The sequence below is a fragment of the Marinobacter xestospongiae genome (assembly GCF_023156385.1).
Taxonomy (GTDB): Bacteria; Pseudomonadota; Gammaproteobacteria; order Pseudomonadales; family Oleiphilaceae; genus Marinobacter; species Marinobacter xestospongiae.
Genome location: NZ_JAKZAK010000005.1, coordinates 71,775 through 93,988, shown reverse-complemented (window position 1 = coordinate 93,988; position 22,214 = coordinate 71,775). Strand labels below are relative to the sequence as shown.

The 22,214-nt window shown below is 60.2% G+C and carries 22 protein-coding genes; 15 read left to right on the top strand and 7 right to left on the bottom strand.

Going from position 1 to position 22,214, the window contains the following annotated elements; translation table 11 throughout:
* Positions 1-5: 5 nt before the first annotated feature.
* The gene (gene clpS, locus MLD24_RS04870; protein ID WP_227175674.1) at positions 6-365 is read right to left on the bottom strand and encodes an ATP-dependent Clp protease adapter ClpS; all 360 of its coding nucleotides are present in this window, start codon (positions 363-365) and stop codon (positions 6-8) included.
* 415 nt (positions 366-780) lie between these two features.
* Here clpS and MLD24_RS21525 point away from each other — a divergent pair, with 415 nt between their 5' ends.
* From MLD24_RS21525 to MLD24_RS04830, 8 genes are all read left to right on the top strand, one after another.
* Positions 781-1,080 (top strand): cold shock domain-containing protein, encoded by a 300-nt coding sequence (locus MLD24_RS21525; protein WP_282450458.1) that lies wholly within the window; start codon positions 781-783, stop codon positions 1,078-1,080.
* A 424-nt stretch (positions 1,081-1,504) separates the two neighbouring features.
* Positions 1,505-2,161, top strand: a complete 657-nt coding sequence (locus MLD24_RS04860) for a pseudouridine synthase (protein WP_248164689.1) — start codon at positions 1,505-1,507, stop codon at positions 2,159-2,161.
* Positions 2,158-2,607: an NUDIX hydrolase gene (locus MLD24_RS04855; RefSeq protein ID WP_248164687.1), complete on the top strand. Its 450-nt coding sequence runs from the start codon at positions 2,158-2,160 to the stop codon at positions 2,605-2,607. Before MLD24_RS04860 ends, MLD24_RS04855 begins: the two co-directional genes overlap by 4 nt.
* 48 nt (positions 2,608-2,655) lie before the next feature.
* The gene (mnmA, locus tag MLD24_RS04850) at positions 2,656-3,798 is read left to right on the top strand and encodes a tRNA 2-thiouridine(34) synthase MnmA (RefSeq protein WP_227175671.1); all 1,143 of its coding nucleotides are present in this window, start codon (positions 2,656-2,658) and stop codon (positions 3,796-3,798) included.
* Positions 3,795-4,436: a high frequency lysogenization protein HflD gene (gene hflD / locus MLD24_RS04845; protein ID WP_248164684.1), complete on the top strand. Its 642-nt coding sequence runs from the start codon at positions 3,795-3,797 to the stop codon at positions 4,434-4,436. The genes mnmA and hflD overlap by 4 nt, the downstream gene beginning before the upstream one ends.
* A gap of 79 nt (positions 4,437-4,515) precedes the next feature.
* The gene (purB, locus tag MLD24_RS04840) at positions 4,516-5,883 is read left to right on the top strand and encodes an adenylosuccinate lyase (protein WP_227175669.1); all 1,368 of its coding nucleotides are present in this window, start codon (positions 4,516-4,518) and stop codon (positions 5,881-5,883) included.
* Positions 5,884-5,886: 3 nt separating this feature from the next.
* Entirely contained in the window at positions 5,887-7,038 is a 1,152-nt protein-coding gene (locus MLD24_RS04835; RefSeq protein ID WP_248164681.1) for a cupin domain-containing protein, read from the top strand.
* Positions 7,035-8,000 carry a GNAT family N-acetyltransferase gene (locus MLD24_RS04830; protein ID WP_248164679.1) on the top strand — a complete coding sequence of 322 codons (966 nt, stop codon included), beginning with the start codon at positions 7,035-7,037 and terminating at the stop codon, positions 7,998-8,000. Before MLD24_RS04835 ends, MLD24_RS04830 begins: the two co-directional genes overlap by 4 nt.
* A gap of 18 nt (positions 8,001-8,018) precedes the next feature.
* Here the strand turns inward: MLD24_RS04830 and MLD24_RS04825 are convergent, their stop codons facing one another.
* The gene (locus MLD24_RS04825; RefSeq protein WP_248164674.1) at positions 8,019-9,014 is read right to left on the bottom strand and encodes a LysR family transcriptional regulator; all 996 of its coding nucleotides are present in this window, start codon (positions 9,012-9,014) and stop codon (positions 8,019-8,021) included.
* A 251-nt stretch (positions 9,015-9,265) separates the two neighbouring features.
* On the opposite strand from MLD24_RS04825, the gene MLD24_RS04820 reads away from it, so the two are divergent.
* Together MLD24_RS04820 and MLD24_RS04815 are read left to right on the top strand one after the other, a co-directional pair.
* Positions 9,266-10,036, top strand: a complete 771-nt coding sequence (locus MLD24_RS04820) for a hypothetical protein (protein ID WP_248164672.1) — start codon at positions 9,266-9,268, stop codon at positions 10,034-10,036.
* Positions 10,037-10,150: 114 nt separating this feature from the next.
* Positions 10,151-12,388: a hybrid sensor histidine kinase/response regulator gene (locus MLD24_RS04815; RefSeq protein WP_427902072.1), complete on the top strand. Its 2,238-nt coding sequence runs from the start codon at positions 10,151-10,153 to the stop codon at positions 12,386-12,388.
* Positions 12,389-12,634: 246 nt separating this feature from the next.
* On the opposite strand, the gene MLD24_RS04810 is transcribed toward MLD24_RS04815, so the two are convergent.
* Both MLD24_RS04810 and MLD24_RS04805 read right to left on the bottom strand, forming a co-directional pair.
* Positions 12,635-13,018 (bottom strand): MarR family winged helix-turn-helix transcriptional regulator, encoded by a 384-nt coding sequence (locus MLD24_RS04810; RefSeq protein WP_248165025.1) that lies wholly within the window; start codon positions 13,016-13,018, stop codon positions 12,635-12,637.
* 92 nt (positions 13,019-13,110) lie between these two features.
* The gene (locus tag MLD24_RS04805) at positions 13,111-13,596 is read right to left on the bottom strand and encodes a glutathione peroxidase (protein ID WP_248164666.1); all 486 of its coding nucleotides are present in this window, start codon (positions 13,594-13,596) and stop codon (positions 13,111-13,113) included.
* 252 nt (positions 13,597-13,848) lie between these two features.
* Between MLD24_RS04805 and MLD24_RS04800 the strand changes: the two genes are divergently transcribed.
* From MLD24_RS04800 to MLD24_RS04785, 4 genes are all read left to right on the top strand, one after another.
* A complete protein-coding gene (locus MLD24_RS04800) occupies positions 13,849-15,063 on the top strand; it encodes a pyridoxal phosphate-dependent aminotransferase (protein WP_227175662.1) in 1,215 nt (404 codons plus the stop codon).
* 10 nt (positions 15,064-15,073) lie between these two features.
* A complete protein-coding gene (locus tag MLD24_RS04795; protein WP_248164663.1) occupies positions 15,074-15,535 on the top strand; it encodes a hypothetical protein in 462 nt (153 codons plus the stop codon).
* A gap of 180 nt (positions 15,536-15,715) precedes the next feature.
* Positions 15,716-16,600, top strand: coding sequence for a protease HtpX (htpX, locus tag MLD24_RS04790; protein WP_227176091.1), 885 nt, complete (start codon positions 15,716-15,718; stop codon positions 16,598-16,600).
* Between the two features lie 125 nt (positions 16,601-16,725).
* Entirely contained in the window at positions 16,726-16,908 is a 183-nt protein-coding gene (locus tag MLD24_RS04785) for a PA1571 family protein (protein ID WP_227175660.1), read from the top strand.
* A gap of 41 nt (positions 16,909-16,949) precedes the next feature.
* Here the strand turns inward: MLD24_RS04785 and pdxB are convergent, their stop codons facing one another.
* The 3 genes from pdxB to MLD24_RS04770 all read right to left on the bottom strand — a co-directional run bounded on the left by pdxB (position 16,950) and on the right by MLD24_RS04770 (position 20,070).
* Positions 16,950-18,095 carry a 4-phosphoerythronate dehydrogenase PdxB gene (gene pdxB / locus MLD24_RS04780; protein ID WP_248164661.1) on the bottom strand — a complete coding sequence of 382 codons (1,146 nt, stop codon included), beginning with the start codon at positions 18,093-18,095 and terminating at the stop codon, positions 16,950-16,952.
* Positions 18,096-18,115: 20 nt separating this feature from the next.
* Positions 18,116-19,465: a DEAD/DEAH box helicase gene (locus tag MLD24_RS04775; RefSeq protein WP_227175658.1), complete on the bottom strand. Its 1,350-nt coding sequence runs from the start codon at positions 19,463-19,465 to the stop codon at positions 18,116-18,118.
* 77 nt (positions 19,466-19,542) lie between these two features.
* Positions 19,543-20,070 (bottom strand): elongation factor P hydroxylase, encoded by a 528-nt coding sequence (locus MLD24_RS04770; RefSeq protein WP_425562293.1) that lies wholly within the window; start codon positions 20,068-20,070, stop codon positions 19,543-19,545.
* A gap of 206 nt (positions 20,071-20,276) precedes the next feature.
* On the opposite strand from MLD24_RS04770, the gene dsbD reads away from it, so the two are divergent.
* On the top strand, positions 20,277-22,187 hold the full coding sequence (gene dsbD / locus MLD24_RS04765; protein ID WP_248164647.1) for a protein-disulfide reductase DsbD: 1,911 nt from the start codon (positions 20,277-20,279) through the stop codon (positions 22,185-22,187).
* Positions 22,188-22,214: the final 27 nt, after the last annotated feature.

The following is a 22,214-nucleotide window of genomic DNA, read 5'->3' as shown; positions in this document are numbered from 1 at the left end:
GTCTATCAGTCCGCACGTTCAATCTCGCACAGCAGCGGATGCTCGCATTCCGAGGAATACTGGTTCACCTGTGCAGCTTTGGTTTCCGCGATGTCACGGGTATAGACCCCGCACACCGCCTTTCCCTGTGTATGGACGAGCAGCATGACCTGCGTCGCCTTTTCCTCATTCATACCGAAGAACTTCATCAACACATCCACCACAAAGTCCATCGGGGTGTAGTCGTCGTTCAACAGCACCACCCGAAACCGCGCGGGGCGCTTAAGGGCGGGTTTCTCGGGAGCGACACTGAGGTCATCCTGACGCCCAGGTTCTTCGTCCTCCCCCTGATTTAATACTAGTAGAGAATCTTGGATAGTCCGCATGATTCGTATCCGGAAATCGATGCCTTGATAGTAGGTGGATTCGCCTCACGCGCTTTTCAAGGCAGACCTGCCAAGATACGGCCACCCGGGCCGATCCGGATGATGGTCTCGAAGACAGCGTGAGCTGGTTATCAATACCCGCATAATAACGCTGACACGCCTTCCGCAACCAGTCATTCCTGCCCCTTGACTATTGACTATGACCGAATATTGGACGAGAGTATCCCCTGCTATGTAAAAATATGTTACGCCGAGTAAATAATGTAACCGGCGCACCGCAGTGGTATCTGGAGCCCCTGATTCCCGGCCTTCCGCAGAGAACGAAGGACGCGCTCAGGGGGAAAATGGACTGGCTGGATCGGGTGCGCGGTACCTAAAAATAACGGCACAGAATGACGGAACAGGGGAGTTCAAAATGCCTAAAGGCAAAGTGAAGTGGTTTAACAACGCCAAAGGCTACGGCTTTATTATCGAAGAAGGCTGCAGCGATGATCTGTTTGCACATTTTTCCTCTGTGCAGATGGAGGGCTACAAGACCCTGAAGGCGGGTCAGGCCGTCACCTTCGACAAGAAGCCAAGTGACAAAGGCATCCACGCGGTCAATATCGTACCGGTTGATCAGCCTGCCAAGCAGGCGGATGGCGAGACTCAGGCCGCATCCGAATCTCAGGATCAGGACGCCGATCACCACCACCCGCGGGCAGTCAACGCCTGACCAGGGCTGCCCCAGGGTCAGGCAGTGGTTGCTGGCGTTACCGGTACCGGACCACTCGCCGGCTCTGATGTCAGATGGGCGGCGCTGCTGCCAGCTCACTAATGCTGCCATCTCACTAATACTGAGAGGCTTTGCAGCCTGTTTTGAACAACACACCGGGTGCGTGCAATGCGTTGCCCGTAAAAAGCACGTCCAGCACTTCATATAACCTTTCGATTTATCATAATTCCCCGGTATTCCATTTGCCCCCACCCCGACAGCTCAGGGGTCCGTTCGGTAATTCAACCACCGGTCACCAACGACGACGCCTGGGGCTCCATGCCGATCACCTTTTTACCACTCAATGAGCTGGGTTATAGTGGCGCCACGCTATCCATTCCTCACGCAGCACCCCATGGACGCTGCAACATACAGCAAAGGGATCATGGCCAGACTCATACTGCTTAACAAACCTTTTCAGGTAATGTGCCAGTTTACCGATGATCAGGGACGAGCCACCCTCGCGGATTATGTCGATTCACCCAACGTCTACCCGGCCGGCCGCCTGGATTACGACTCCGAGGGACTGGTGTTGCTGACCGATCACGGACAACTGCAACACCGTATTGCCTCTCCCCGCAACAAAATGCCAAAGACCTACTGGGTCCAGGTGGAGGGAGAACCGCCGGCAGACGCCTTGGAGCAACTGGCGCAAGGCGTCCACCTAAAGGACGGACTGACCCGGCCGGCCAAGGTATCGGCCATCGCCTCCCCCGACGTCTGGCCCCGCACCCCGCCCATTCGCGATCGCGCCCAGCAACCAACGTCCTGGCTCGAACTCACCCTCACCGAGGGACGCAATCGACAGGTACGCAGGATGACTGCCGCTGTGGGGCACCCCACCTTGCGACTGATCCGGGTCCGGATTGGCGAGTGGAGTCTGGAGGGGCTGGGGCCTGGACAAGCCAGCAGTCAGGTGGTTCACCTGCCCCAGAGCACCCCCAATCGCCGGCCCTCCCCTGCGGACAACCGCCGCTACCCGCTTGGCCAGAAACGCCATCAGTGCCGAAATCCCGGGCAGAAAGGAAACCCGCAATCATGACCTGGACACCCCATGCCACCGTGGCTGTCGTCGTCGAAGATGACCTGGGCCGGTTCTTGTTGGTAGAGGAACGCAGTCACGGCGAGATCGTCTTCAACCAACCCGCAGGCCATGTGGAAGAAGGCGAATCCATTCCCGCTGCCGCCCTGCGGGAAGCCCTGGAAGAAACCGGCTGGGAAGTTGAACTGACCGCCCTGGTCGGGTTTTACGTTTACAAGGCGCCCGCCAACCAGGTGACCTATTACCGCTTCTGCTTTGCAGCCAAGGGCCTGCGCAAGGTTACCGACGAACTGGATGCCGACATTATCGCCGCCCACTGGCTGAGCCTGGAGGAGATCCATCGCCGCCACCAGCAACTGCGCAGCCCGCTGGTTCTGCAATGCATAGAGGATTACCGCGAGGGGCGGCGATTCCCGCTTGATATCATTGCCGATGCGCAGACGTAAGCGGGCATCAGTGGTAGAATGGCGGGCTTTACCGAAATCGGCACAGACATGACCCAAGTACCTGAAAACACCCGCGTCATCGTCGGCATGTCCGGCGGCGTAGACTCGTCCGTAGCGGCCTGGCTGTTGAAATCCCAGGGCTACCAGGTCGAAGGCCTGTTCATGAAGAACTGGGACGAGGACGATGGCACCGAGTATTGCACGGCCATGACCGACCTCGCCGATGCCCAGGCTGTCGCCGACCGGATTGGCATTACCCTGCACACCGCCAGTTTTGCGGCGGAGTACTGGGACCGGGTGTTCGAGCATTTCCTCTCCGAGTATGGTGCCGGCCGTACGCCGAACCCGGACATCCTGTGCAACAAGGAAGTCAAGTTTCGCGCCTTCCTCGACTACGCCATTACCCTGGGAGCCGACTACATTGCCACCGGCCACTACTGTCGCCGCGCCGCCGCCAGCGATGACCAGCCGGCAAAACTGCTGAAGGGCCTGGACCCCAACAAGGACCAGAGCTATTTCCTTCATGCGGTCTCCGGCGAACGCATTAACCGCACGCTGTTCCCCGTGGGCGAGCTGGAGAAGCCGGAAGTCCGTCGCATTGCCGAAGAGCAGGCGTTTGTCACCCATGACAAGAAGGACTCCACCGGCATCTGCTTCATCGGTGAACGCAAGTTCCGGGACTTCCTGCAACAATACTTGCCGGCCCAACCGGGCAACATCGAAACCCCGGACGGCCAGGTCATTGGCCGCCATCAGGGGCTGATGTACCACACCATCGGTCAGCGCCAGGGGCTGGGGATTGGCGGCCTGAAAGATTTCAATGACGACCCCTGGTATGTCGCCAGCAAGGATCTGGACCGCAACGTGCTGATCGCAGTTCAGGGCAAGCACCATCCGCTGCTGTTCTCGCGAGGCCTGGTCAGCGGCCCAATCGACTGGGTGGCGGGCGAACCGCCGGCCGGCACTTTCCGCTGCAAGGCCAAGACCCGCTATCGCCAGCCCGATCAGGACTGTGACGTTGTCGTGAACCGGAACGGCGGGGTGACCGTGGTGTTCGACGATCCGCAACGCGCGGTGACCCCGGGCCAATCCGTGGTGTTTTACATCGATGACAACTGCCTGGGCGGCGGCGTGATCGAGCAGACCTGGCGCGACGACCAGCAAGCCCCGGAAACGGAGCCGGCAGAATGAGCCAGTCCCGGCAGGATCAAACCCTGGCACTGGCCGGCGTGTTCCAGTGCACCGCCCTGGTCCAGCAGATTGCCCACAGTGGGCGGTGCGAGGACTCCAGCTTTGAGACCTGCATCCGCTCGCTGTTCGCAACCAACCCGAACTCCACTCTGGCGGTCTATGGCGAGCTGAAGGATCTTCGTGAGGGCCTGGCAACTCTGGCCAGCGTGCTCAACGACCAAAGCAAGCCGCAGGATCTGGAGATCCTCAAGTACGCCCTCAACCTGATTCACCTTGAGAGCCGGCTGAACCGCAACCGCGACATGCTCGACATCATCGGCAGCCGAATCGATCAGGCCCGCCACACGGCCCAGCACTTTGGTTACACCCACGGCAATCTGGTCAGCAACCTGGCGTCGATTTACAGCGACACCATCAGCACTCTGAAGCCCCGGATTCAGGTGGTCGGCGATCCCGCCATCCTGCAGCAGGATGAGAACGCCGCCCGCATCCGTGCGCTACTGCTGGCCGGCATTCGGGCCGCCGTTCTGTGGCGACAAACCGGCGGCCGCCGCTGGCATCTGATATTCACACGGCGGAAGACCGTACACAGCGCCCGGCTGCTGGCTGAACAGGCGAACCGCTCGGTTTACGACTGATTCATCACCCCAGCTGGTGTACCATGAATCATCCCCATTCAAACTGTTTCGTTATCTTTGATCACTTGTGAGGTTTTCGATGGAACTCAATGCCCTGACCGCCATTTCACCGGTCGACGGACGCTATGGCAGCAAAGTCAGCGTCTTCCGTAACATTTTCAGTGAATACGGCTTGATCAGGAACCGAGTCACCGTCGAAATCCGCTGGCTGCAGAAACTCAGCGAGCACCCGGCCATCGACGAGGTCCCCGCCTTTTCCGAGCAGGGACATCAGTTCCTAGACGCCCTGGTGAACGAGTTCAGTGTCGCCGACGCCGAACGCATCAAGGACATCGAACGCACCACCAACCACGACGTCAAGGCGGTGGAATACTTCATCAAGGAAAAGATCGCCGAGGTCCCCGAACTGCACGCGGTCACCGAGTTTGTGCACTTTGCCTGCACCTCCGAGGACATCAACAACCTGTCCCACGCCCTGATGCTGCGCGAGGGGCTGCACGAAGGCCTGCTGCCGGCGATTGAGCGGGTGATCGACAAGCTGGCCGAACTGGCCCGCGAACATGCTGACCTGCCAATGCTGTCCCGCACCCACGGACAGACCGCGTCGCCCTCCACGGTTGGCAAGGAACTGGCCAACGTGGTGCATCGTCTTCGCCGCCAGCTGAAGCAGATCCAGAATGTCGAACTACTGGGCAAGATCAACGGTGCCGTTGGCAACTACAACGCCCACCTGTCCGCCTACCCCACCATTGATTGGGCGACCAACGCCAAAGAATTCGTCGAGAGCCTGGGCCTGAGCTGGAACCCGTATACCACCCAGATTGAACCCCACGATTACATCGCCGAACTCTACGACGCCGTGGCGCGTTTCAACACCATCCTGATCGATCTCGACCGGGACGTATGGGGTTATATTTCACTGGGCTACTTCAAGCAGAAGACCGTCGAAGGCGAAGTGGGTTCCTCCACTATGCCCCACAAGGTCAACCCCATCGACTTCGAGAACTCCGAGGGTAACCTCGGCATCGCCAACGCCCTGTTCAGCCACCTGTCGGCCAAACTGCCGATCTCCCGCTGGCAGCGCGACCTCACCGACTCCACCGTACTTCGTAACCTGGGTGTCGGCTTCGCCCACAGCCTGATCGCCTACGAGGCTACCCTCAAAGGCCTCGGCAAGCTGGAAGTGAACCCGGCCCGGCTGGCCGACGACCTGAACCAGGCCTGGGAAGTACTGGCCGAGCCGATCCAGACAGTGATGCGCCGCTACAACATCGAGAAGCCCTACGAGAAGCTCAAGGCGCTGACCCGCGGCAAGGCAATGACCCCCGAGGTGATCCAGCAGTTCGTGGAAACCCTCGATATTCCAGAACAGGCAAAAGCCGAACTGCGGGCGCTGACACCCGCCAGCTACATCGGCAATGCCAGCGATCAGGCGGGAGCCATCTGACCCATGAACCTACTAGGCGGTCTCAGTGTCGATGAGTTCCTGCGGGACTACTGGCAGAAGAAGCCACTGGTGATCCGCCAGGCCCTGCCGGGGTTCGAGTGCCCGGTATCGCCAGATGAACTGGCGGGGCTGGCCTGCGAGGAAGCGGTGGAATCACGCATCATCCTCGAGAACGAGGACGGCAAGCCCTGGCAGCTCTACAACGGGCCCTTCGCGCCGGACCGCTTCCAGAGCCTGCCCGGCCAGGACTGGACGCTGCTGGTGCAGGGTCTGGACCACTGGGTTCCGGAGATTGCCGATCTGCTTGAGCCGTTCCGCTTCATTCCCAACTGGCGGCTGGATGACATCATGGCCAGTTACGCCCCCAAGGGCGGCAGTGTCGGTCCCCATTACGACCAGTACGACGTCTTCCTGATCCAGGGCCTGGGTCAGCGCGAATGGACCTTCGGTGGCCAGTGCGACCACACCTCACCGCGGGTTGAAGGCACACCGCTGCGCATTCTCAGTCACTGGGAAGGCGAGGAAACCGTGGTGCTGGAGCCCGGCGACATGCTCTACCTGCCGCCAGGCGTAGGCCATCACGGTGTCGCCAGGAATGACTGCATCACCCTGTCGGTCGGTTTTCGAGCACCGACGGTTGACGACATTCTCACCGGCTTCACCGATCACCTGTGCAGCCAGACCGATGCCAGCCAGCACCTGACCGACCCGGATCTTCAGCGCCAGGACAATCCCGGCGCCATCCAGCCGGCTGTTATTGATCAGCTCGACCAGCTGATTCGCGAACGCATCGGTGACCGGCGTCAACTGGCGTTCTGGTTTGGTCAGTACACCACGGCGCCCAAAAGCCTGGATATCGTGGTGCCCGCGGAAGAGCCCCTGGATACCGCCACCGTGCTGGCCACCCTGAAGCAGGGCTCATCACTGCGCTGGAATGAAGGCTCACGGTTTGCGTTCCATACCCTCAACGACGAGACCGCCCTGTTCGTGGACGGCGAGCGCTACCTGCTCAAAGGCGATGCCCAGAGCCTGGCACCCCTGTTGTGCCAGGGCGCCCGTATCGACAGCGAGGCACTGATCAGATTGTTGGCCGATGAGGCCCTCGCCGATCTGGTGACGGTACTCTACAACCAGGGCAGCCTGTATTTCGAATGAGTTTCAGAGTCCGTAAATACAGTTGGCAGCTGGCTCCCAACAGCGTGCGGGAGATACGCCAGCAGGTGTTCATTGACGAACAGGGCGTGCCGGCGGACGAAGAGTGGGATGATACCGACGAGATCGCCGATCACTACCTCGCGGTCAGCCATGACAACCGCCCCGCCGGCGTGGCCCGGCTGTTTCCGTCGGTGACCGATACCGCCCACATCGGCCGCATGGCGGTGCTGCCGGAATTCCGGGGTCAGGGCGTCGGCGCCCGCCTGCTGGAGCACATGGTCGAGGAAGCTGCCGACCAGTATCAGGACCTATACCTGTCGGCGCAGGCGTACGCCATTCCCTTCTATCAGCGCTGTGGCTTCCATGTGTGCTCGGAGCCCTACGACGACGTCGGCATCCCCCATGTGGACATGCGCTGTCTGGCCCCCCGCCAGGTCTCGGACCAACTGAGTCAGCGCGCCACACCGATGGTGCTGGGCCAGGACGAGGAACGCTGGCTGATCGGTACCGAAGCGGATCTGGTGGCCAACCTCGACACCCTGGCCAATCAGGCCCGCAAGCAACTCTGGCTCTACGACCGGGAGCTGGAGCACGATCTCTACGACCGCCTGCGATTCCGCGAGATTGTGTCCGCGCTGGCACGGGGGCATCGCCACTGTGACATCCGCCTGCTAGTCCACGACGACCGGCCGCTGGTCAAGAAACGTCACCAGATTGTCGAACTGATGAAGCGCCTGCCCAGCAAGATCGAACTGCGCCTGGTCAACCAGGATTATCCGATCGAAGACTTCCCGTTCCTGCTGGCCGAGCGCCAGGGCGTGCTGGTCCGTCACGAGTTCGACAAGCCCCAAGGTTATGCCCAGTTCGCCAGCGCCCGCCGCAACAAGCTGCTGTCCGAGAGCTTTCTGAGGATGTGGGAGAACGCCATCCCATCCAAAGAATTCCGTCAGCTGTCAATCTGACCCTGTCAGCGCCTCCGCTTACCCGGAGGCCTCCTCCTCGGCCTCAAACTGCCGTCCGAACGGCGCGAATTCGGTGTCCACTTCCTGGGCAACTTCGATGATCAGGCGACGCAGCCACTGATGATCGGAGTTGTGCTGCAATAGCGGACTCCAGGCCATCTTGAGCTCAAAGGCCGGGATATCGAAGGGCGGCACCTTGACCACCAGATTGGGGTTGTCCTTCTGCAGCCACGCCGCCCGGCACGGCAGGGTGGCAATCAGATCGTGCTGCTCGGCCAGCAGCATGGCCACCTGATAGTGACGGGTGAACACCGATATTTGGCGCTTGTGACCAATCAGATCCAGTGCCTCATCCACCCAACCCAGGCGCTGGACGTCCTTCGGGTTCACCCCCACACCCACGCCAAATCCGGTCTTGCTGACCCAGATGTGACTGGCATCGAGATAGGTCGACAACGTGAACGGCTCCCGCAGGATCGGGTTGCGGGCGTTCATCAGGCAGGCGAAGTGTTCAGTCCAGAGGGTTTTCTGGTGGAACGACTGAGGCAGTTTGTCGAACCGGTTAATAGCCATATCGAGCCGCCCTTGCTCGACATCGAGAAAACTGACGTCACTTGGGGTCAGCACATCGAGCGTGACATGGGGCGCTTCCTGACGGATACGGCGTAACACCCGCGGCATCAGGCAGGACTCGGCGTAGTCACTGGCCATGATGCGGAACACCCGTTGACTGTCCGCTGCCGAGAATGGCGTTTTTTCCTGCACCGCCTGTTCGATGTCAGACAGTATTGCCCGCACCAGAGGCTGCAGCTCCGTTGCCCGTTCCGTCGCGGTCATGCCTTCGCTGGTGCGCACCAACAGTGGATCACCAAACAGATCCCGCAACCGCCGCAAACCATTGCTCATCGCCGGCTGGGTGATCCCCAGGTGATTGGCCGCCTTGGTGACATTTCGCTCCCGCAGCAGCACATCCAGATACACCAGCAGGTTCAGGTCAACACGGGAAATATTCATCTAACACACCTCAGGTTTCCGCCCCGGGCCCGGAGCAACCAGCCCATCTCATGCAATATTCAACCATTCACAAACTAAATGAAATGGCGAATGGCGATAACAGCCAATGATAAGGCTTCGAAATCCTCTGACACCAGCCCCACCGGGAATGTCTTTTCTGCTAATCTTCCGGTAAGTTGAGGGGCGCTTTGAAAGCCCTGCTTTCACTGACACCGCCAACGTTGCCAACTGCAGGAGTATCGTCAGTCACCATGGATACCACCACCATCGTTATTGTCCTGGCCGGTGTCGTCGCGCTTTCCATTGTTGCCATCGTCATTTCCCAGATGCGCGAACGGGCGAGGATTGAACGGGCCCGCAGGATGACCGCCCTGGAGGACAGCTACAAACGGGCCAATGCCCTGTTCCATGAGCTGCCCGGACAGTATCTGACCAAAGAACTGAAACTGTTGCTGGTGCAGCGGATGGAGAGCGCCTGCAAGCAGCTAGTAGCAATGAAGTCCGAGAAACCGGTAAAGGAATGGCTGCAGGAACTGGAACAGCTCAAGCCCAAAATCCAGTCGGATCAGGACAAGCGCCCACCGGTCAAGATTGACTCTCCCGACAAATCCAAGCAGATCAGAGAACAGTTGAAGAACCTGTTCAAACTGATTGAAATCATGCATAAAGCTGGTCAGGTCGATGGCAAAATTGCAAAGAAACAACTCAAGTACGTTCTGTTTCTGGTGCACAAGACCCATGCGGACCTGCACATTTTCCGGGCCCGGGAATACATCCGCCAGAATGAACTCCGCAAGGCCATCCACGAGTACCACATGGCCAGTACCGAGATGGGTAAGTCCAAAGACAACCCCCTGGCCGCCAAGGTCATCAAGAGCCTGCGCACCCGGATCAAGGAACTGGAGAGTATGGCCACCGAGGGTCAGGCCAAACAAAGCACCGAGGAGCAGCACCGCCTGGACAAAGAGTGGGACTCCTTCCTCGACGACGACAGCTGGAAAAAACGCACCGACTACGACTGATACCGGCCCGCGCAGTGCCATGGAACGTCGAGCACAGGGAATGATCAGGTTTTGAGCACCCAGCTAACCAAACGCCTTTCCTTTCGCCTCACCCGCAACACTGTGTTGCTGGCGATGGCGTTGGGGCTGGTGCTGAATCTTGCCCATGTGACTCTGGACTACTTCAACGCCCGCGAGGCCATGGATGAGGATATTCGCGCGCTGCTGGAGATCAGTCGCAGCCCGGCTTCCCAGATCGCCTACAATCTGGATGTTCGCCTGGCGGAGGAACTGCTCGATGGCCTGCTGGAGCATCCCGCCATCATCGATGCCCGCATCATCGACCCGGAAGGCTTCACCCTGGCCGCCTCCAGCCGCAGCAGCCCGGATTCAGGGTACCGGTGGCTCAGTGACAGTCTGTTCGAAGCCAGCCGCTTCTACGCCAGCGACCTGAGCGTTCCCCAACTGGCCGAAATCCCCCTGGGCCAGCTTGCCATCACCATCGACACCTACCATTACGGCCTGGGCTTCCTGGAGCGCGCGGGTTACACGGTGATCAGCGGGTTTATCAAGAGCCTGGTGCTGTCAGTCATCCTGCTGTTCGTGTTCTATTTCATGCTCACCAAGCCGATGTTGCGGGTGGTCAATGCCCTGGGGCGCGTGGACACCGACTCACCGGAGAAGGTCCGCCTGCCGGTACCGCCTAAGCACAATGAGGACGAGATCGGTCTGATGGTGTCAATCATCAACCAGCATCTGGACACCATCGACCACAGCCTGGCGCAGCTCAAGGCCGCCGAAAGCGCGATGAAGAACTACTCCAGCCAGCTGGAATCCGAAGTGGACGCCCGCACCCGGGAGATATCCGAGAAGAACGAAGCACTCCAGCGCAGCAACCGGGCGCTGATCAAGGCCAAGGAGGATGCTGTCCGCCGGGCCCGGTCCCGCGCCAGCTTCCTCGCTAATATGAGCCACGAAATCCGCACACCGCTCAACGGCGTGCTAGGCATGCTGGACCTGGCGCTGGAAGGAGAGCTGGAGCACAGTCAGCGGGATCGCCTGGAGATCGCCCATAACGCCGGTGCCAGCTTGCTGGGACTGCTGAACGACATCCTCGATATCTCCAAGGTCGAAGCCGGCAAGCTGAACCTGGAGATTATCCCCTTCAACCTTCGGCGGCTGATTGAGGAATGCGCCACCCTGCATGCCGAGCAGGCACGCCGCAAGGGTATCGACCTGGTAGCGGAAATCGAGCCGGCGCTGGCCGAGCAGTTTCTGGGCGACCCCACCCGCACCCGCCAGGTGATCAACAACCTGCTGTCCAATGCCATCAAGTTCACCGAAACCGGTAGCGTGCGGATCAGTGCGCATCAGGGCAAAGGCAAGGTCCAACTGGACATTATCGACACCGGGATTGGCATGTCCGCCGAGGGCCTGGACCGGATCTTCTCCCCCTTCTCCCAGGCCGATGACGACACCACTCGCCTATACGGTGGCACCGGGCTTGGCCTTACGTTGTGTCGGCAGCTGGTAGAGCGCATGCATGGCCATATCAAGCTGGAATCGGAGCCCAACCAGGGCACCCACTTCACCGTACAGCTGCCACTGGCCGCCCAGGAAGCCGCTGAACCGGAGACACACTTCCCCGAACATCTGCTCCAACAGGGCGTCACACTGCTGATCCCGGAAGGATACCCCCATCAATCGGCCATTGAGAACCAGCTGCTGGCCTGGGGCATTCCGGTCCACAATGATTTCGTCCACCGCACCGGCATTCTTCTCGCCGCTCCGGAAGACAGCACCATCCGAGCGACAGCCCAGAGCTGGGAGGGCCTTGGCGTGATCTGGCTTGATCGCAGTGGCAACCTGCCACCAACGCAATACCCGGTCACGCTCACCCTTCCCCTGCAGCGGGAGGTTCTGCGCAAGCGACTACGTGAACCCACCCAGATGCAGCACCGCCCAGCCGCAAGGCCAGAGCTCCAACCATCCCGACATGGACTCAGGTTGTTGCTAGTGGAGGACAACCAGGTCAACCAGCTGGTCGCCAGCGCGATTCTCAAGAAGCTGGGGCACCAGGTGACCGTCGCGGAGAATGGCCAGGCCGCTTTGAGCACCCTGGAAGCCCAACGCTTTGATCTGGTGTTGATGGATTGTCAGATGCCGGTGATGGATGGCTACACCGCAACCCGCCGTATCCGGGAAGTGCCGGCGTGGCGGGAGCTGCCTATTGTCGCGGTCACCGCGAACGTGATGCAGGGTGACCGAGACGACTGCCTGGCGGCGGGGATGAACGATTACATTTCCAAACCCTACAACCGAGAAGACCTGGAAGCCGTCATTCGTCGCTGGACTGGTGTCCCGTCTGGGTAATTCGTTGACTTACTGAGCCACTGACAACCCGAAGAGCTAGGCGTACTGGTGACGGTTTGGTGGTTCCAAATCGAGACAGTACAACGACGCTATTCGGGTTGTCAGTGGCTCCCGAAGGGCTTGTCTCTGAGGGCTCTGAGCCTGTGTTGCCACTGTTTGATGTGGAACCACCACATCGGCACAGCGGCGCCTTGGTCAGAACCCTCAGAGACAAGCAGTAAGTCAACGAATTAACCAGACGGGACACTAGCCACCATGCGTCATCAGGCTGAGCAACGTCTTCAGCTCCTCCCGCAACGCCTGAAGCCGCTCCGGGGCCATGCCGGACTGGCACAGCAGTCGTACCGGCACATCCTTCGCCCGGGCTTTCAGGCCTCGTCCCTGGGTGGTCAGGGCAATGGTGACCACACGCTCATCCGCCCCGGAACGCTGGCGGGTCACCAGGTCCGCCGCCGCTAGACGTTTCAGCAAGGGCGTCAGGGTTCCGCTGTCGAGCCGCAGACGCTGGCCCAGCCAGCTGACACTCACCTCCTGCCCTGCCGCTTCCGCCTCCCAAAGCACCAGCATCACCAGGTATTGCGGGTAGGTCAGGCCCAGCTCCGCCAGCAGCGGCCGGTAGAGCGAGGTCATGGCCCGGTTGGCGGCGTAGAGTGCAAAGCAGAGCTGATTATCAAGCGCCAGCACGGTGTTCTCGACCCCCTCGGGCGTAACTGGCGGCTCACTCACAGCAGCTTCTCAATGTCCTGGCGAATGGCATCCGGCTTGGTGGTTGGCGCATAACGGTTAACCACCCGGCCCTTGCGATCCACCAGGAACTTGGTGAAGTTCCACTTCACCTGCTCCGACCCCAGCAAACCTTTGGCCTCGGACTTGAGGAACTGGTACAGCGGGTGGGCATCGGGTCCATTGACGTCAATCTTCGCCATCATCGGAAAATCGACACCGTAGTTGAGGCTGCAGAACTGACTGATGGCGTCGTTATCGGCGGGGTCCTGGTTGCGGAACTGGTTGCAGGGAAAGCCCAGTACCACCAGCCCCCGGTCCGCCAGGGCATCATGCAACTGTTGCAGTCCCTCAAACTGGGGCGTGAAACCACACTTGCTGGCGGTGTTGACGATCAGCATTACCTTGCCTTCGAACTCAGACATGGCATGGCTCTGGCCCTTGATGTCCTGTACTTCAATATCGTAGATCGATGCGACGCCCATGGCGGCCTCCTTGTTGGTTTTGATGTGTCAGGCGCTCCGGCAGACAACCGGAGTACCCGGCAACTCCACGCCCATATTACGCACTATTATATTGCGCACAATGCATTTTGGGCCAGTTTTGCCGACTGTTCCGGTTAACTTCCTGGCATCTGTACTTTTTTTGCCACAATTGATCACTATCCCCCTATTGCCGGGCTGTTCCGCTCCGATAGAATAGATACTTTCACTCTCAGCAACGGGAATCCGATCGCTATGCAGAACTACCAGAAATCCGCCAAGCTCGATAATGTCTGTTATGAAATTCGTGGCGTGGTTCTGCGTGAAGCGCGTCGACTGGAAGAAGAAGGCCACCGGGTACTGAAACTCAACATTGGCAACCCGGCCACCTTCGAACTGGACGTACCGGAGGAAATCCAGCAGGACGTCATCTACAACATGCACCAGGCCCAGGGCTACGTGGAGTCCAAAGGGCTGTTCTCCGCTCGCAAGGCGGTGATGCACTATTGCCAGCAGCGCGGCATCGACAAGGTCGATATTGACGATATCTACCTGGGTAACGGCGTGTCGGAGCTGATCGTGATGTCGATGCAGGCGCTGCTCAATACTGGTGATGAGGTCCTGATTCCGGCGCCGGACTACCCGCTCTGGACCGCAGCCGTGACCCTGTCCAGCGGCAAACCGGTACACTACCACTGCGATGAGTCCCAGAACTGGTTCCCGGACATCGACGATATCAAGAAAAAGATCACTCCCCGCAGCCGGGCAATCGTTCTGATCAACCCCAACAACCCTACCGGGGCGGTCTACTCCCGCGAGCTGCTGGAACAGGTGATCGAGCTGGCCCGCCAGCACAACCTGATCGTGCTGTGTGACGAGATCTACGACAAGATCCTCTATGACGACGCCGTCCATGTATCACCCGCCTCGCTGGCCGACGACGTCCTGTTCTTCACCTACAACGGCCTGTCCAAGAACTACCGCGCTGCAGGCTATCGTTCCGGCTGGATGATCATCTCCGGCGCCAAACACCGGGCCAAGGATCTGATCGAAGGCATCGACATGCTGTCCAACATGCGGCTGTGTTCGAACGTACCCGCACAACTCGCCATCCAGACCGCCCTCGGCGGCTACCAGTCGATCAACGATCTGGTGGTGCCTGGTGGCCGGCTCTACGAACAACGGGAAATCGCCTGGCGCATGCTCAACGACATTCCCGGCGTCAGCTGCGTCAAACCGATGGGCGCGCTCTACCTGTTCCCGAAACTGGACCCGAAGCGGTTCCCGATTGCCAACGATGAGAAGCTGGTCCTGGACCTGCTGCTGCAGGAACGTATCCTGCTGGTGCAGGGTTCCGCCTTCAATGTCGACGACAAGCAGCACCTTCGTGTCGTGTTCCTGCCCCGGGCCGATGCGCTGGAAGATGCCATGACGCGGCTGGCGAACTTCCTGTCCAAATACAGCCAGTAACGGATTCGGCATGGCAGATATTCACATCGAGGAATTCTACAAAGACACCGCGATTGCGCTGGTCCAGCTCTACAATGCCTTCCCGCGACGGGTGAACCTGTTTGTCGAAGACATTGCCGGGCCGGACCAGGCCGATGAATTCGGGCTTCACAGCCGCCGCCACATGGCCTGCTTCGGCAGCCTGCTGTGGCTGGCGGAAGAGGGCTACCTGCGCTACGTCGACACCATCCGCCAGGAAGCCCTGGATCAGGCAGTACTCAGTCACCGGGCCTTCACCCGGCTGACCGCCCAGGCCAGTGCCGAGCTGATCGACCGGTTTGCCCCGCAACAGGTGGCTGACGAATCCATCCCCCCGTCCGTGCGGGAGGATTTTTCCACCCACGTCCACATCATTCGCGAAACCATCCGCGGCGGTAACTCCGCCCAGGTCAGCCAGGTGATGCAGGCTGTTTTTTTCCAGGACAGCCACTAGTGTCCCTTGCGGCTTATTCGCCGATCTATTGAGCGAATTACACCAGCCCCTCCGGGAGTCCTTCCCCGGCTCCCCGCTCCTCTTGCGAAACACTGCTTAAATTCCCGTAAGGCCCCTTGAAGCCGGAAACCCGGACCCCGATATCCGGTCAGAGAAACGATCTGTCCTATTGAGGAAATCCTGATGAGAATTCTGTTGTTCCTGGCGACCAACCTGGCGGTCATCGTGGTGGCGAGCATCACCCTGAAACTGCTTGGGGTCGACAGCTACCTGGCCCACAACGGCATTCAGTACGGCTCTTTGCTGGCGTTTGCGGCCGTGTTCGGCTTTGCCGGCTCGATCGTGTCACTGCTGATCTCAAAGCCCATGGCAAAATGGAGCACCGGCGCCAAGGTGATTGAACAGCCCCGCTCACCGGCCGAACGCTGGCTGGTAGAGACCGTCGCCGAGCTGTCCCGCAAAGCCGGCATCGGCATGCCGGAAGTTGCCATCTTTCCGGCCAGTCAGGCCAACGCCTTTGCCACTGGCTGGAATCGCAACCAGGCCTTGGTGGCGGTAAGTCAGGGCTTGTTGCAACGCATGGATCAGGATGAGATTCGCGCCGTTCTCGGTCACGAGATTGGCCACGTGGCCAATGGCGACATGGTGACCCTGGCACTGATTCAGGGAGTGGTGAACACCTTTGTGATCTTCGCCGCCCGGGTCATCGGCTCGGTGGTGGACCGGGTGGTGTTCCGCAACGAAGGCGGTCATGGTATTGGCTTTTTCGTGGTCAGCATGATTGCTGAGGTGGTGCTGGGTATTCTCGCCAGCACCATTGTGTTCTGGTTCTCCAGACGGCGGGAGTTCCGGGCCGATATTGCGGGCGCCCAACTGGCAGGACGCCAGGCCATGATCAACGCCCTCAACCGGCTGAAACGCGACAGCGAAGTACCGGACCAGATGCCGGATTCGCTCCAGGCCTTTGCCATCAACAAGGGGCAGCGCGGCGGCCTCTCGGCCCTGTTCATGACGCACCCGCCACTGGAGGAACGCATCGCGGCGTTGCAGAACGCCAAACTGTAACCTCATCTGAGCCGTTGCCGCCCCGGCGGCAACGGCGTCGGCCCGGCGCCCGTCATAACCGCCAAAACAGTCATGCCGTCATAACAACGTCATCTTGCCTCGATAGGTTGTCGGTAGACACCACGATGAGAGAGGGCAAAACGGTGATACAGCAGAAACAGAATCCGGAACCCTGGATGAATGGCGCGGCACTGGTGTTGTCAGACGGACGCGAAGTGCCCATCACTGATCGCATGGTCCAGCGCGCACTGGAAACCCTCCTGCAATCGGCCGAGGCCACCCTGCACCGCCCCCGAAAAAGCGCCTGAGGGCCGGGGATCTGAAACGCTCTCGGTATCGGGAGCGTCCATCACAGCTTCAGCTTGAAGCCCAATCCCTTGAAGGTGTCCTGCAGGGATTTACTGGTGCCTTTGAGCTGGATTTTAACGCTGGAGAATTCCCGCCGCACCGGATAGTCCCGGCGCAGGTTGTCGAATGCCACCGCACGCTCACTCTCCGGTAACGCCAGGGCTCGGCGGAGATTGGCATCATCCCGGCGTGGATCGTAGCAGGCACGGATCGCGGTATAGGCCGCCGGCACTGCCTCTGCGGAACTGGTGAAAGCCAGTTTGTTCATGGCCGGCTCGGGCAGGAACTGCCCCGCTTTCTTGCGGGCAGGCAGACCCAGGAAACGGCAGACAGCCCGATAGATGGTCTCGGTGCCCTGAACTTTACCTTCGAGGCTATAGCCCGCGATGTGAGGCGTTGCCAGCCATACGCGCTTGGCAAGCTCAACGGAAATCCGCGGCTCATTCGGCCAGACATCCAGAACCACGGTCGGCGCCTCACTCCGATCCAGACACTCAAGCAACGCCTCACCATCAATGACTTCGCCACGGCCGCTGTTGATCAACAGTTGATGCTCAGCCAGAAGGCTCAAACGCGCTCGATCAATCAGTTTCCAGGTCGGGTGCTTGCCCTGGTCCGTCAGTGGCGTGTGGAGACTCACCACATCACAGGCCAGAGCTTCCTCCAGGGAGTCAAAATCCCCCTCCTCCTGTTCCGCCCGGGGCGGATCACAGCGTTTGACCGAGAACCCCAGCCGTTCCAGCTTGCGGGCCAGCTCACCGCCAACATTGCCAACACCGACAATGCCCACACTCAGGTCAGACCAGTTCGCCATACCCCGCCGCTCGGCATGAAGGGAAATTACACTGAGCACGTACTCCACCACACTGTTGGCGTTGCACCCTGGCGCGGCACAGAACGCAATGCCCTGGGACGCCAACCAGTCAATATCAACGTGATCGGTGCCGATGGTTGCCGTACCGACAAACTTCACCCGGCTGCCAGCGAGCAATGCCTCATTGACCTGGGTGACCGAACGCACCAGCAGGATGTCGGCATCCCGCACATCGTCGGCGGTCATGGCCCGACCGGCCACCGGGCGGATCTCCCCGACCTCGGCGAAAAACGAGTCGAGTAACGGAATATTCTCGTCGGCTACGATCAACATGCGATGGTCTTCCCTGGGTCTCAGTTCCTGCGTGGACGCGAGTTACGGCCACCGGACGAGCGTCCGCCCGAGGGGCGACCTCCGGATGGTCGACGACCTCGACGTTTCGCCAGCGGCGGCTTCTCCAGTGGCGTGGTCAGATCCTCTTCCGGCACGGTCGCCGTCAGCTTCTGACTGATGTAGGTTTCAATGGCCGGCAACGAGAAGGAATCGTCCTCCCCCGCCAGACTGACGGAGATGCCGTGTTGCCCCGCCCGACCGGTGCGGCCAATGCGGTGAACGTAGTCCTCGGCGTTCTCCGGCAGGTTGTAGTTGAACACGTGGGTAACCCCATCGACGTGAATCCCCCGGCCTGCGACATCGGTCGCGACCAGCACCTGGATCGCGCCACGCTTGAACTGGTCCAGTGTTTTCAGGCGCTTGTTCTGGGCAATCTCGCCCGACATCATCGCCACTTTCACACCCTGATTGCGCAGGTTCTCTTCCAGATCCCGACACTGGTCACGGCGGTTGGCAAACACAATGGCCTTGTCAACGCCATCCCGCTTGAAGTAATTCACCAGCACGGTGAGCTTCTCATCTTCCGACACCAGGTACACGGTCTGCTTGACCCGCTCCGCAGTCTTCTGCTCCGGCTCAATCTCGACGAACTCGGCGTTGCGGGTCCACATCGACGCCAGGTTGAGCACATCCTGGTTGAAGGTGGCACTGAACAACAGGGTCTGGCGCTCTTCCTTCGGCGTACATTTGCGGATAATGCGTTTCACATCCGGGATGAACCCCATGTCCAGCATGCGGTCTGCTTCGTCCAGAATCAGCAGGTCAAGCTGGTCCAGGAACACATCCTGGGAACCCAGAAAGTCGATCAACCGCCCCGGCGTTGCCACCAGGATATCGACAATCTCGTTCTGCAGCTGATCCCGCTGTTTGTCGTAGTTCATACCACCGACCACCGTCACCACATTGTGGCCGGTATGGGCGCACAACTGCTCGGCGTCCTTGGCGATCTGCATTGCCAGCTCCCGGGTGGGTGCCAGCGCCAGCACCCTGGGCTCGGAGGCAAAGCGGTCTTTCTTGTCGATGGGTACTTCCAGCATGCTCTGGATCGCGGTAATCAGGAAGGCGGCGGTCTTGCCGGTGCCGGTTTGCGCCTGACCGATCAGGTCTTCGCAGGCCAGGGTAAACGGCAGGGTTTCGGCCTGGATCGGGGTACAGTGAGAGAAGCCGATTTCGGTGATGGCATCCAGCAGGCGCTGATCAAGCTTGAGATCCTTGAAGGCAATGCCTTTGTCGCTACCGGGTTTGGCCGGGGTTGTCGTTTCAGGTTCAACACTGGCCTCAGCGGCCGGTTGCGGATTGGATGTTGTCATATGCGTACTAATACCTTGCAGTCGGGAGAACCCGGGCCAGCGCCGGCCTGTTGGCCGCGCCTGTTGGAGGTCGGGTCTCAGGCATCCCGCAACCGCTCAGGAAGAGCCGCCTCCCAGGCGGCGTCAAACGTCGGTCGGGTACCGTAGAAGTTCAAAAGTGTGTCGAAAAAGGCCGCGCCCCTTCGAGGCAGGCCGTGGATCAGGTAGCGATTGGCCTGTTCCCTTACGTTGCGCTGAAACCCCAGCTCATCCGCGGCGCCATTTCCTGACAGATTATCAACACTGATGTGGAAGCGGAATCCGGCGGCCACGGAAAACAGCCACTCAAGCGCCTGGGGTTTGATCTCCACTTTTTCGAACGCCTGTTGCTGTTCGGCAGTGCGCCCATCAGGGCAATACCAGTAGCCGTAGTCAACCTGTCTGCGACGTTCTTCGCCGGCAATACACCAGTGACTGATTTCATGGAGCGCACTGGCGAAGTAGCCATGGGCAAAGATAACCTGGGCCGGCTGATCAGAGCCGGTGGCCGGCAGGTATTCGGGTTCGTCGCTGCCCCGGACCAGGGTTGTCCGGTAAGTTTCCCGGAACAGGTCGTTGAACAGCATGATAAGATCGTTCGGGTGGTGATTCATGCGACGGCTATTGTGCGACTTTAACCGACACAATACCAGTGCCTCGACAGCAACACCGAAACCCGCAACAATCCCCGCGCGGAACTTTCCGACCGGCACCGGGTCCACCGGTCGATTCCCATGGGCAGGCCCACCCTGACGCCCCTACATTCATGGAACAGGCAGACTAAGCAGCTGATATGTCCCCGGCAACTCCTTCAATCAACACAGGCACCGCCACAGCAACCGGCTTTCGGACGCTGACCCATTCGCTCACCCGCACCCTGACTCTGGCATTTATGCTTTTACTGGCGTCACTGCCGGTTCGGGCGCTGGATCTGGGAGGCTCGTCCCTGTTCGAAACCAGCAACCAGGATTTCCTCCCGGTCGATCAAGCGCTGCCGTTCGGGTTTTCCAGCGAAAGAGGCGCTATCACCCTGCAATGGGACATCGCGCCCAAGCATTATCTGTACAAGGATCGAATCAGCATCCAGGCGGTGGAGGACGGTGTGATTCTGGGCGAGCCGAGCTACTCGCTGCCTGGCACCGCCACCGAGGATGAGTATTTCGGCGAGGTCACCGTCTTCTACCAGCCGATTACGGTGACCGTTCCGGTCACGCTGCCGGCAGGCCGGCAGGAAGCTAACCTCAAGGTCAGCTACCAGGGCTGTGCCGAGGCAGGCCTGTGCTATCCTCCGCAAACCCAGGACGTGCTCTACTACCCCGGCGGTGCAACCAGCACCGCGGCCTCAACAGCGGTGCCCACGCCCCCTCAACCGAGCGCCAGCGATACCGAATCGGCGGCCGGACTCGCCAGCGTACTGGCCAACCAGCCGCTGTGGGCCATTGCCGGACTGTTCCTGCTATTGGGACTGGGGCTGACCTTCACGCCCTGCGTGCTGCCAATGGTGCCGATCATCTCATCACTGGTCTCCAGCCAGAACACCCAGACCACCCTACATGCCCTGCTGTTGTCACTGAGCTATGTGCTGGGGATGGCGCTGACATACGCCGCCGCCGGCGTGGTGACTGGGCTGCTTGGCGCCAGCTTCAATCTGCAGGCGCAACTGCAGTCGCCTTGGGTACTCGGGGTGTTCGCCACCCTGTTTGTGTTGTTTGCACTGTCCATGTTCAACCTCTACGACCTACAATTGCCGGCTGTCATCCGCGATCGTCTGAATCAGGCCAGCCATCGTCTGACCGGGTCCCGGGTCGCCAGCATCTTCGGTATTGGCGCGTTGTCGGCCCTGGTGGTCTCACCTTGCGTATCGGCTCCCCTGGCTGGCAGCCTGCTCTACATCAGCACCACCCAGGACGCGGTGGTCGGTGGGCTGGCGCTGTTCGCGCTGGGCCTGGGCATGGGCGTACCACTGATTCTGGTCGCCGTCGGCGGTCGCCGCCTGTTGCCCGGAACTGGGCCCTGGATGAATGTGGTGAAGTCGTTCTATGGCATCATGCTGCTGGCGGTTGCCATCTGGCTGGTCGAGCGACTGGTGCCAGCCTGGCTGACGTTGACACTGTGGGGCGCTCTGGCAGCGGTAACAGGCGTGCAACTGGGGGCCTTCGATGGCGCCAAAGCCGGTTGGCAGCGCACCTGGAAAGGCTGCGGCCTGATCCTGTTCAGCTATGGCATTGCACTGCTGGCGGGCGCTTTGGCCGGCGCCCATGATCCCCTGAAGCCGCTGTCGCCATTCACCGCCAGCGCTGCGACTACCACCATCGAAGCTCCGGCCGAATCCAGCTTCCAACGCATGGAAGACCCCGATGCCATTCGTCAGGCGCTGGCCTCGGCTGCAGCCAGCGATCGCCCGGTGATTCTGGATTTCTACGCCGACTGGTGTATCTCCTGCAAAGTCATGGAGCGGGAAGTGTTCAGCGATCCCGCAGTGCACCGCGCCATGGCGGACTACACCCTGCTGCAGATTGACCTGACCGACAACACTCCGTCACAGCAGGCTCTGCTGAACGAACTGGGGCTGTTTGGTCCGCCAGCGATCCTGTTCTACGAAGCCAGCGGCGAGGAGTCCCAGTCCCTTCGCGTACTGGGTGAAATGGACCGGGACCAGTTCCTGGCTCACCTGCAGAAGGTTCGCCTAGCCCGGCAGGGCTAGGTGCCAGCGGTTGGAATCAGGAACCAA

Excerpts from the sequence above, each read along its gene's own strand:
- hflD (WP_248164684.1), top strand. The coding sequence starts at position 3,795 with ATGAGCCAGTCCCGGCAGGATCAAACCCTGGCACTGGCCGGCGTGTTC.
- purB (WP_227175669.1), top strand. The coding sequence starts at position 4,516 with ATGGAACTCAATGCCCTGACCGCCATTTCACCGGTCGACGGACGCTAT.
- MLD24_RS04835 (WP_248164681.1), top strand. The coding sequence starts at position 5,887 with ATGAACCTACTAGGCGGTCTCAGTGTCGATGAGTTCCTGCGGGACTAC.
- MLD24_RS04810 (WP_248165025.1), bottom strand. The coding sequence starts at position 13,018 with ATGACCTCGCTCTACCGGCCGCTGCTGGCGGAGCTGGGCCTGACCTAC.
- MLD24_RS04770 (WP_425562293.1), bottom strand. The coding sequence starts at position 20,070 with ATGCTGTTCAACGACCTGTTCCGGGAAACTTACCGGACAACCCTGGTC.
- MLD24_RS04795 (WP_248164663.1), top strand. The coding sequence starts at position 15,074 with ATGGCAGATATTCACATCGAGGAATTCTACAAAGACACCGCGATTGCG.
- mnmA (WP_227175671.1), top strand. The coding sequence starts at position 2,656 with ATGACCCAAGTACCTGAAAACACCCGCGTCATCGTCGGCATGTCCGGC.
- clpS (WP_227175674.1), bottom strand. The coding sequence starts at position 365 with ATGCGGACTATCCAAGATTCTCTACTAGTATTAAATCAGGGGGAGGAC.
- MLD24_RS04800 (WP_227175662.1), top strand. The coding sequence starts at position 13,849 with ATGCAGAACTACCAGAAATCCGCCAAGCTCGATAATGTCTGTTATGAA.
- MLD24_RS04830 (WP_248164679.1), top strand. The coding sequence starts at position 7,035 with ATGAGTTTCAGAGTCCGTAAATACAGTTGGCAGCTGGCTCCCAACAGC.
- pdxB (WP_248164661.1), bottom strand. The coding sequence starts at position 18,095 with ATGTTGATCGTAGCCGACGAGAATATTCCGTTACTCGACTCGTTTTTC.
- MLD24_RS04785 (WP_227175660.1), top strand. The coding sequence starts at position 16,726 with ATGAGAGAGGGCAAAACGGTGATACAGCAGAAACAGAATCCGGAACCC.
- MLD24_RS04825 (WP_248164674.1), bottom strand. The coding sequence starts at position 9,014 with ATGAATATTTCCCGTGTTGACCTGAACCTGCTGGTGTATCTGGATGTG.
- MLD24_RS04855 (WP_248164687.1), top strand. The coding sequence starts at position 2,158 with ATGACCTGGACACCCCATGCCACCGTGGCTGTCGTCGTCGAAGATGAC.
- MLD24_RS04860 (WP_248164689.1), top strand. The coding sequence starts at position 1,505 with ATGGCCAGACTCATACTGCTTAACAAACCTTTTCAGGTAATGTGCCAG.
- MLD24_RS21525 (WP_282450458.1), top strand. The coding sequence starts at position 781 with ATGCCTAAAGGCAAAGTGAAGTGGTTTAACAACGCCAAAGGCTACGGC.
- MLD24_RS04815 (WP_427902072.1), top strand. The coding sequence starts at position 10,151 with ATGGCGTTGGGGCTGGTGCTGAATCTTGCCCATGTGACTCTGGACTAC.
- dsbD (WP_248164647.1), top strand. The coding sequence starts at position 20,277 with ATGTCCCCGGCAACTCCTTCAATCAACACAGGCACCGCCACAGCAACC.
- MLD24_RS04820 (WP_248164672.1), top strand. The coding sequence starts at position 9,266 with ATGGATACCACCACCATCGTTATTGTCCTGGCCGGTGTCGTCGCGCTT.
- MLD24_RS04805 (WP_248164666.1), bottom strand. The coding sequence starts at position 13,596 with ATGGGCGTCGCATCGATCTACGATATTGAAGTACAGGACATCAAGGGC.
- MLD24_RS04775 (WP_227175658.1), bottom strand. The coding sequence starts at position 19,465 with ATGACAACATCCAATCCGCAACCGGCCGCTGAGGCCAGTGTTGAACCT.